Below are 2,522 nucleotides of genomic sequence, written 5' to 3'. Positions count from 1 at the left end.
CGTCGAAAACCGTGGTGTCCCCTGGCCGCACCGTGAATCGATAGCTCGCTGCGCAGCTCTTGCTGTCGAGCAGGGCATGGATCACCAGCGAGGTCGCACCCGGCGCCGGTCGCTCGAGCCAGAAGGTCTTGAAGAGCGGAAACTCCTCGCCCTTGGCTTCGCCGGTGTCGATCGAAAGTGCCCGGGCGGAAAGTCCGTAAGTCTGTCCCTTGGCCACGGCCCGGAAGTAGCTCGCGCCCAGAAAGACGCAAACTTCGTCGTAATATTCGGCGCGGTTCATGGGCGCGTGTATGCGGAAGCCCGCGAACCCAAGATCGGCATCATCGAACGCCGGTACCTTCTCACCGAACGAAAAGTCCGCCTTGCGATACTTGAGCTCGGTTGCCTTTCCGTCCGCGACCTCGAAGATGTTCACTCTGTTCTTGTAGAGAAAGCCGCGATGGAAGAACTGCGCTTCGAAGGGAAGCTTCGTGCCGCGCCAGAGCGCGCGCTCGGGCAAGTAGCGGATCGAACGATACTGATCGTAGTCGATCTCCTGCAATCCACCCGGCAGCTTCTCGTCCGGCGCCTCGTACGGCTTCCCGGCCAGCATACGGGCAAGATCCCTTACCGTGGACGATCCGAATGCGTCCTCCGACGCGCGAGCGGCGGCAAAACCGCTTCGCGATGCGAGCAGCAACGCCGGCAGCGCTGCCGACCCTTGAACAAGCTGGCGTCGGTTCACGCGTTCTCCTCGCTCCTGCTGCCGCGGCCAAGCAACGGCCGCCGCGCCCGCGAGTTCCACAGGTTGCGATATAGAGAAATATGCCAGGGCCGTAGCGCCGATCGAGCAGAGCAAGCGGCCCTGTGCGTGCCTTCGGAGTGACGCCCGAATTCGGGCACCAACCCAATCTCAATGGGGCAGCCCGCGCGGACATGGACATCTCGTCGAAACCACTTCTTCAAGCCTCAGGCGCAGGGCGCCGAAATCATCGAAGAAGATGGTGGGCACGACAGGGATCGAACCTGTGACCCCTACCATGTCAAGGTAGTGCTCTCCCGCTGAGCTACGTGCCCTAATAGTCCATTTGTGTCGGGTGGGGTCCCTATAACGGCTCAAGGGAGCCGGCGCAAGGACGGAAGGGGGCCGATTCAGGCCGCCAGCATCTTGTTCACTTCGCTGACCAATTCGCGCAGGTGCACCGGCTTGGACAGCACCTTGGCGTTCTTGGGGGCATCCGAATCCGAGTTCAAGGCGACCGCGGCAAAGCCGGTGATGAACATGATCTTGATGTCTGGGTCGAGTTCCGAAGCCCGTCGGGCGAGCTCGATGCCGTCCATCTCGGGCATCACGATGTCGGTGAGGAGCATCTCGAACGGCTCTTCCCGCAGCCGCTGATAGGCGGCCATGCCGTTGTCGTGGGACGAGACCTGAAAACCGGCGTTTTCCAGCGCCTTGACCAGGAAGCGGCGCATGTCGTTGTCGTCTTCGGCGAGCAGGATCTTTGGCATGGCAGGAATCGTCGCATCCCCAGAGGATATCAGCAGAGGTCACTAAGCCCGACAGACGGTAAATTTGGGGTGAAAATCTTTACCCTGGGCCGGCGGCGCGACCGCACTCTTGTGAACCCGAAAGCGGCGCGAAGCAATCGAGCTGCCCGGGCATGTCCCCGCCTCCCTGCCTGCAAGGTTAAGATCTGTTCCAAATGACCATCGCATCTTTTCGCTTGGCAGAATGGTTGCGATTCCGGACAATGAGGACACATAAGAGCCGCTCGATCGGCCGAATCGATGCGATCCGGCCCCTGCCGGATCCCGGCGCGAAGGGACGAAGCCTGAGAAGATGACCCGGTTTGACGGCGACATGTCGCCCGCCTTCGAGATCTTCGAGCCTGCCGAATGGCGCGCGCCCGTCATCTTCAACTCGCCCCATTCCGGCTCGATCTATCCGGACGAATTTCTGGCTGCCTCGCGGATCGACCTGCCGACGCTGCGGCGCTCGGAAGACTCGTTCATGGACGAGCTGATCGGGCATTTGAGCGAGCGGGGCTTTCCGACCGTGCGGGTCAACTTTCCCCGCTCCTATGTCGACGTCAACCGCGAGCCCTATGAGCTCGACCCCCGCATGTTCAGCGGGCGGCTGCCGAGCTTCGCCAACACACGTTCGATGCGGGTCGCCGGCGGCCTCGGCACCATTCCGCGCGTGGTCGGCGACGGCCAGGAGATCTATCGCGAACGCATCCTGGTCGACGACGCGCTGGGCCGGATCGAGACGCTGTACAAGCCCTACCATCGCGCGCTGCGCCGGCTGATCAACAAGGTGCACCAGATGTTCGGCACCGTGGTGCTGGTCGACTGCCACTCGATGCCGTCGGTCGGCGTCAGCAGGGACGAGCCGCGCCGGCCCGACGTCGTGATCGGCGACCGCTACGGCACCAGTTGCACGCCGCTGCTGCCCGATCGCGTCGAGGAAACCATGAGCGGGCTCGGCTATTCGATCGGCCGCAACAAGCCCTATGCCGGTGGCTTCATCACCGAGCATT

The 2,522-nt window shown here is 62.6% G+C and carries 3 protein-coding genes and 1 tRNA gene; 1 reads left to right on the top strand and 3 read right to left on the bottom strand.

From position 1 onward, the window contains the following. The 3 genes from JHD07_RS37720 to cpdR all read right to left on the bottom strand — a co-directional run. The coding region (locus JHD07_RS37720) for a glucan biosynthesis protein (RefSeq protein WP_291631445.1) at window positions 1-724 on the bottom strand (724 nt) is incomplete at its 3' end. 257 nt (window positions 725-981) lie between these two features. Further along, window positions 982-1,056: transfer RNA gene (locus tag JHD07_RS37715), tRNA-Val, on the bottom strand. Between the two features lie 75 nt (window positions 1,057-1,131). Then, a complete protein-coding gene (gene cpdR, locus JHD07_RS37710; protein WP_007597092.1) occupies window positions 1,132-1,491 on the bottom strand; it encodes a cell cycle two-component system response regulator CpdR in 360 nt (119 codons plus the stop codon). Window positions 1,492-1,822: 331 nt separating this feature from the next. On the opposite strand from cpdR, the gene JHD07_RS37705 reads away from it, so the two are divergent. After that, on the top strand, window positions 1,823-2,522 hold a 700-nt coding region (locus tag JHD07_RS37705), incomplete at its 3' end, for an N-formylglutamate amidohydrolase (RefSeq protein WP_291631423.1).

Source organism: Bradyrhizobium sp., from assembly GCF_016462955.1.
Taxonomy (GTDB): domain Bacteria; phylum Pseudomonadota; class Alphaproteobacteria; order Rhizobiales; family Xanthobacteraceae; genus Bradyrhizobium.
This window is presented reverse-complemented; position numbering and strand designations above follow the sequence as displayed.

Excerpts from the sequence above, each read along its gene's own strand:
- cpdR (WP_007597092.1), bottom strand. The coding sequence starts at position 1,491 with ATGCCAAAGATCCTGCTCGCCGAAGACGACAACGACATGCGCCGCTTC.